General features: G+C 40.7%; 5 protein-coding genes and 1 pseudogene. 2 read left to right on the top strand and 4 right to left on the bottom strand.

Annotation, left to right across the window (positions count from 1 at the left end; genetic code table 11):
- The 3 genes from LMC10_RS06285 to LMC10_RS06275 all read right to left on the bottom strand — a co-directional run.
- On the bottom strand, positions 1 to 251 hold a 251-nt coding region (locus LMC10_RS06285), incomplete at its 3' end, for a hypothetical protein (RefSeq protein WP_411377833.1).
- A 180-nt stretch (positions 252 to 431) separates the two neighbouring features.
- Positions 432 to 674 (bottom strand): hypothetical protein, encoded by a 243-nt coding sequence (locus tag LMC10_RS06280; protein WP_229269248.1) that lies wholly within the window; start codon positions 672 to 674, stop codon positions 432 to 434.
- Positions 675 to 683: 9 nt separating this feature from the next.
- Positions 684 to 1,076 (bottom strand): hypothetical protein, encoded by a 393-nt coding sequence (locus tag LMC10_RS06275; RefSeq protein ID WP_229269247.1) that lies wholly within the window; start codon positions 1,074 to 1,076, stop codon positions 684 to 686.
- On the opposite strand from LMC10_RS06275, the gene LMC10_RS06270 reads away from it, so the two are divergent.
- On the top strand, positions 1,063 to 1,563 hold the full coding sequence (locus tag LMC10_RS06270; RefSeq protein WP_229269246.1) for an LPXTG cell wall anchor domain-containing protein: 501 nt from the start codon (positions 1,063 to 1,065) through the stop codon (positions 1,561 to 1,563). The two genes, LMC10_RS06275 and LMC10_RS06270, sit on opposite strands and share 14 nt — an antisense overlap.
- 289 nt (positions 1,564 to 1,852) lie before the next feature.
- Positions 1,853 to 2,989 (top strand): annotated as a pseudogene (locus LMC10_RS10590) (serine-rich glycoprotein adhesin); the annotation flags it as partial.
- Between the two features lie 911 nt (positions 2,990 to 3,900).
- Here LMC10_RS10590 and LMC10_RS06260 read toward each other — a convergent pair.
- On the bottom strand, positions 3,901 to 6,407 hold a 2,507-nt coding region (locus tag LMC10_RS06260; RefSeq protein WP_229269245.1), incomplete at its 5' end, for a hypothetical protein.

The raw sequence follows: 6,407 nt of genomic DNA, 5'->3' as shown, positions 1-6,407 counted from the left end.
AGTGAAAGCACATCTGCCTCCGTAAGTGCGAGTGAATCAACTTCAGCTTCAGTAAGTGCAAGCGAAAGTGCCTCAACATCGTTGAGTGCCAGTGAAAGTACTTCGGCTTCAGTAAGCGCAAGTGAAAGCACATCTGCCTCCGTAAGTGCGAGTGAATCAACTTCCGCCTCAGTAAGTGCGAGTGAAAGCACATCTGCCTCCGTAAGTGCTAGTGAAAGTACTTCGGCTTCGGTAAGCGCAAGCGAAAGCACCTCGGCTTCGGTAAGTGCGAGTGAATCAACATCTGCTTCAGTAAGCGCAAGCGAAAGTTTGAGTAACTCATTTGTTAAGAGTACTAGTACACATGATGCAACAAGTTATAGTTTGGAATCATTCCCATTATCTGGACTAATTAGTGAGAGCACATCAGTATCACAAAGCATTAGTACTAGTCAATCCCTTTCAATTTCTGAAAGCGGTAGTGCCTCAATCTCAATGAGTGAGAGTGCTTCCCAATCAACGAGCCTAAGTGAATCAGTTTCAACATCCTTGAGTGAAAGCAGTTCTACTTCCGCATCACTAAGTTCAAGTGAAAGTGCTTCAATTTCAGCAAGTACCAGTGCAAGCATTTCAGCTTCAACTAGTGCTTCAATATCTGCTTCGTTAAGTGAGAGCACATCAGTATCACAAAGCATTAGTGCTAGTCAATCCCTTTCAATTTCTGAAAGCGGTAGTGCCTCAATCTCGATGAGTGAGAGTGCTTCCCAATCAACAAGCCTAAGTGAATCAGTTTCAACATCCTTGAGTGAAAGCAGTTCTACTTCTGCATCACTAAGCGCAAGCGAAAGTGCTTCAATTTCAGCAAGTACCAGTGCAAGCATTTCCGCTTCAACTAGTGCATCGCTTTCCTCATCATTGAGTACAAGTGCATCGGCCTCCGCTTCAACTAGTGCATCGCTTTCCTCATCATTGAGTACAAGTGCATCGGCCTCCGCTTCGATTAGTGGTTCAAACTCAACAAGCGATTCACCGGTAAACCCACAACCAGATAATCCATCGACATCAATCAGTGATTCTGAATCAATGTCAATTAGCACTAGCGAATCAATTTCAGTAAGTGCAAGTGGTTCTACTTCTATTAGTGATAGTGGATCTACTTCATTAAGTGCTAGCGACAGTATTTCTACTTCTATAAGCGGTTCTTCATCTAATGGATCTGAATCTACTAGTGGTAGTCAATCACCAGTAATGCCATTCCCTGACAATAGTGGTTCTACTTCGATGTCAACAAACGGTTCTGGAAATGGTTCAATTTCGTTGAGCTTGAGTATCACTAATAGTACAAATACTTCTAGTCTTGAAAATACAAGTGCTTCCGTAACTGATAAGCACATGACTGTTGACTTAACTGCTCAAAACTCTGTCGAAAACGGCAATACAAACAAGCCAAGTCAGCAAAACAAGCGGCTTCCACAAACTGGTAATGCTAGTCAAACAACGGCTGAATTACTTGGTTTGATGTCATTAGAAGCAGTCTTACTCTTGCTGATTGCTAAGAAGAAAAAGAATAGTGAAGATCAATAATTTAATTGTCTGAGCTAAAACTAAAAACAGCTCCTAAGTTGGAATTTTCAGCTTGGGGGCTGTTTTTGTGTAATAAGCAATTTTTATTGAATTATAATTTAAATAATATTTCCTCAAATAATTATCGCTTGATTATAAATAAAATAATTTAAATAATCCTTATTTTATATAGCTTTTAGTTGCTAATTATTTTATTTCTCACAAAGAATGTTGTACACTTTTTCATGAAGATATTATTTATAAATTATCATTAGATTTATATAAAAGTATTCGAAGAGGTGGATTAAGCATGACTAGAAATAATAAAGAACAAGAAGACAAGAGTAAGGTAAAACTATATAAAACAAAACATGGTTGGTTTAGCGCATTGACGCGTTTTTTTAAAATCTTTGCGTTTAGATCGAAGAAAGAAGTTAAACCAACTAATTTTAATGATTTAGATTCGTTAAAAGATAATCAATCAGATCCAACAGATGCTTATAAAAAAGGGGCTGCTACCGTTGCGACATTGTTTGGTGTTGGTGCAGCGGGAGCGGTTAGTCCTACTGAGGCCCACGCGGCTACGACCACTGTTGATCAAAAATCACAGGTTATTGGGTCAGGTTCAGTTTCGACAAGTGCTTCTGGGAGTATCTCAACCAGTCAGGTAACCACCTCAACTAGTGGCTCAACCATTAGCACTTCAGCAAGTACTTCAACCTCGGATGTAAAATCTACATCTAGCTCAACGTCTACTAGTAATTCCACGACTACTAGTACTTCGGGTTCAACTAGTCAGTCAACTGCTTCCACTAGTGAATCAGTTCTTAGCCAATCAAATAGCACTTCAATGGCATCGGGGACAACTGCAAATGGAGCATCTACTTCAACGACAACGAGTACGGTAAATAGTACTAACGTTAGTCAAAACACAAGCAATTCTGGGGCCGCATCAACTACTATTCTCAATGATGAGACCCTTAACAACTCTCTTGGTACTACGACTAGTTCTGTAACCAATCCTAATGCAAATTATATAAATGCTAATAGCAAAGTTAATGCAACTAATCTTACGAATGCGGCGATCTTAACTAACTTAAAAGCAAACTTTATTCAAGCAAATGCCAAAAATACCGCTGAAGTAAGTAATAGCACCGAATTTCAAAATGCCCTTAATAATTCAAACATCAGTGTTATTCGACTAACAGCTGACATTGATTTAGGTCAGTCTGGAATGGGTAATCTCCAAATTCCACCTCGTGATCTTACAATTGATGGTGGGAACCATTCCCTTAATTTAGGTAATAACTGTATTTGGCTAAATGCTTACACAGGTATGAAGACCACGACAACTGTTAAAGACCTTAATCTTTATACCGCTAATAATCGTGGTGGGTTTGCCCTTACTTGGACGGGGGCCGAGACTCTAATCTATGATAATGTTCATGCAACGGGTGGGGCTGCAGTTTTTGCAGATACTTTTGCTCCCAGTGGCAATTTAAAGGTCTTTGAAATTCAAGGTCATACGACGATTGATGGCGTCAGCTCGTACCAATACAATGGCAATACTTATTCCACCAGTTCAGCTAGCTTTGTTGGCTATGGCACCTTGATGTACGCTGGAAATAACTTGATTGTTGATGACGATGCAAGTTTGGTTGTTAATAATAGTATGTGCCCATATGACGTTGCGATGTTAGCTAATAATGGCGAGCATGCGGTAATAGTTGGTAACAATGCGACGTTAACAATTAATAATACTTATAGCTATTCTGGCGGCCAAATTTGGAATAATGTTGGGAATATTGCCCTAACTAATCAAGACGGTAAATTTATTGCGGGGGCAAACTCCCATATCAATTTGCGCACTAGCGGTACAAACGTTTACTTTGCTAATGGCTGTGATAATAACACTGTTAACTTTGAACAGGGGACTAATACCACATTTTCTGGCAACTTAAACTTCTACTTCGGTGGATCTGGCAATACTGTTAATATTAATGATCCCGCTCATGTAATTTTAAATACTACAACCGGTACAACTTTCTCCACTAATTCTTCAAATGTTACGATAAATGCTAATAATACCAACGTTATCGTAACGCATAATGGAGTAACGACAGAATCAAATTACTTCATGAATAATCAAAGTACCGTTAATGGCACAACTTATACCATTGGAACTACGACTGGTGAACAAAATGATGGAAAAACACCAGTTAAGAACGTAATGGCTGATATTAATAAAACAGGTACTACTAGGGTTGAATATACGAGTGGTTCAGAACATTCAGAAAGTATAAGTGCATCAGCAAGTAATTCTGCGTCAACTCAAGAAAGCATTTCAGGAAGTATTAGTCATTCAATTGAAACATCAATAAGTGAAAGTCGAAGTGGTTCAGCATCGTTAAGCGAGAGCGCATCGAATTCAACATCAATAAGTGAAAGTCGAAGTGGCTCGGTATCGTTAAGCGAGAGTGCATCGAATTCAGCATCATTGAGTGAAAGTCGAAGTGGTTCGGTATCGTTAAGCGAGAGTGTGTCAAATTCAACATCATTGAGTGAAAGCCGAAGTGGCTCAGCATCGTTAAGCGAGAGTATATCGAATTCTGTATCGATGAGTGAAAGCATGAGTAACTCAGGAAGCATGAGCGAGAGTCTCAGTAACTCAGTCTCCATGAGTGAAAGCATGAGTGACTCGGTATCAATGAGTGAAAGCTTAAGCAACTCCGCATCGATGAGTGAAAGTTTAAGCAACTCAGTCTCCATGAGTGAAAGCTTAAGTAACTCGGTATCAATGAGTGAAAGCTTAAGTAATTCAGTAAGCATGAGTGAAAGTATGAGTAACTCAGTATCGATGAGTGAGAGCTTAAGCAACTCAGTCTCAATGAGCGAAAGCCTCAGCAACTCGGTATCGATGAGTGAAAGTATGAGTAACTCGGTATCGATGAGTGAGAGCATGAGTAACTCGGTATCGATGAGTGAGAGCATGAGTAACTCGGTATCAATGAGTGAAAGCTTAAGCAACTCCGTTTCCATGAGTGAGAGCCTCAGCAACTCGGTATCAATGAGCGAAAGCCTCAGCAACTCGGTCTCAATGAGTGAAAGCTTAAGCAACTCAGTCTCGATGAGCGAAAGTTTGAGTAACTCGGTATCGATGAGCGAGAGCTTATCTAACTCGGTCTCAATGAGTGAAAGCTTAAGTAACTCAGTCTCCATGAGTGAAAGCTTAAGCAACTCCGTTTCCATGAGTGAGAGCTTAAGTAACTCGGTAAGCATGAGTGAAAGTATGAGTAACTCAGTATCGATGAGTGAGAGCTTAAGCAACTCAGTCTCGATGAGCGAAAGCTTAAGCAACTCAGTATCGATGAGTGAAAGCTTATCTAACTCCGTTTCAATGAGCGAAAGCCTCAGCAACTCGGTCTCAATGAGTGAAAGCTTGAGTAATTCAGTAAGCATGAGCGAAAGTTTGAGTAACTCGGTCTCAATGAGTGAGAGCTTAAGCAACTCAGTCTCCATGAGCGAAAGCCTCAGCAACTCGGTCTCAATGAGTGAAAGCTTAAGTAACTCAGTCTCCATGAGTGAAAGCTTAAGTAACTCAGTCTCCATGAGTGAAAGCTTAAGCAACTCCGTTTCCATGAGTGAGAGCTTAAGTAACTCGGTATCGATGAGTGAGAGCATGAGTAACTCGGTCTCAATGAGTGAAAGCTTAAGCAACTCCGTTTCCATGAGTGAGAGCCTCAGCAACTCGGTATCAATGAGCGAAAGCCTCAGCAACTCGGTATCGATGAGTGAGAGCATGAGTAACTCGGTCTCAATGAGTGAAAGTTTAAGCAACTCAGTCTCAATGAGCGAAAGCCTCAGCAACTCGGTCTCAATGAGTGAAAGCTTGAGTAATTCAGTAAGCATGAGCGAAAGTTTGAGTAACTCGGTATCAATGAGTGAGAGCTTAAGCAACTCAGTCTCGATGAGCGAAAGTATGAGTAACTCGGTATCGATGAGCGAGAGCTTATCTAACTCCGTCTCAATGAGTGAAAGCTTAAGTAACTCCGTCTCAATGAGTGAAAGCTTAAGCAACTCAGTCTCAATGAGCGAAAGCATGAGTAACTCGGTATCGATGAGTGAAAGTATGAGTAACTCGGTATCAATGAGTGAAAGTCTCAGCAACTCGGTATCAATGAGTGAAAGCTTAAGCAACTCCGCATCGATGAGTGAAAGTATGAGTAACTCGGTATCGATGAGCGAGAGCTTATCTAACTCGGTATCAATGAGTGAAAGCTTAAGCAACTCAGTATCAATGAGTGAAAGCTTAAGCAACTCCGTTTCCATGAGTGAGAGCTTAAGTAACTCGGTAAGCATGAGTGAAAGTATGAGTAACTCGGTAAGCATGAGTGAAAGTATGAGTAACTCGGTCTCAATGAGTGAGAGCTTAAGCAACTCAGTATCGATGAGCGAAAGCTTAAGTAACTCGGTATCGATGAGCGAAAGTTTGAGCAACTCAGTCTCAATGAGCGAGAGCTTAAGCAACTCGGTCTCAATGAGTGAGAGCATGAGTAACTCAGTAAGCATGAGTGAAAGCTTAAGTAACTCGGTCTCAATGAGTGAGAGTTTAAGTAACTCAGTCTCAATGAGCGAAAGCTTAAGCAACTCAGTATCGATGAGTGAAAGCCTCAGCAACTCGGTATCGATGAGTGAGAGCTTAAGTAACTCGGTATCAATGAGTGAAAGTTTAAGCAACTCCGTCTCAATGAGTGAAAGCTTATCTAACTCCGTTTCAATGAGTGAGAGCATGAGTAACTCGGTATCAATGAGCGAAAGTTTGAGCAACTCCGTTTCAATGAGTGAGAGTTTAAGTAACTCAGTCT

The sequence above is a fragment of the Limosilactobacillus reuteri subsp. simiae genome, from assembly GCF_020784875.1.
Classification (GTDB): Bacteria; Bacillota; Bacilli; order Lactobacillales; family Lactobacillaceae; genus Limosilactobacillus; species Limosilactobacillus reuteri_H.
This window is presented reverse-complemented; position numbering and strand designations above follow the sequence as displayed.